Here is a 413-nt window from a genome sequence, read left to right as displayed (position 1 = left end):
ATACCCACCCTGCGCGACCTCCCGTACGAGGACCTCGGCGCGGCCCTCACCACCCTCGCCGACGCCGGGGCGGACGAGTCCGTCATCCGTTACGTACGCCATGTCGTCGGCGACAACCGCCGGGTCGAGCAGGTCATCGCGCTGCTGGACGCGGGCGACGCGCGGGGGGCGGGCCCGGTGCTCGACGAGGGCCACCGTTCGCTCCGGGACGATCTGCGGGTCTCCTGCCCGGAGTTGGACCTCGCGGTCGCGGCGGCGCGGGGGGCCGGGGCGCTCGGGGCCCGGATGACCGGCGGCGGGTTCGGAGGTTCGGCGGTCGTGCTGGCGGAGGCGGCGGGGGCCGACGCGGTGGCGGAGGCGGTCACGAAGGCGATCGCCGGGGCGGGGCACGCGGCCCCGGGCATCTTCACGGC

Annotated in this window: 1 pseudogene; it reads left to right on the top strand. The window is 77.2% G+C overall.

What is annotated here, in order from left to right:
• Nucleotides 1–413, top strand: a pseudogene (locus tag RNB18_RS52860) (galactokinase); the annotation flags it as partial.

The organism is Streptomyces doebereineriae, assembly GCF_031845645.1.
Lineage (GTDB): Bacteria > Actinomycetota > Actinomycetes > Streptomycetales > Streptomycetaceae > Streptomyces > Streptomyces canus.
This window is presented reverse-complemented; position numbering and strand designations above follow the sequence as displayed.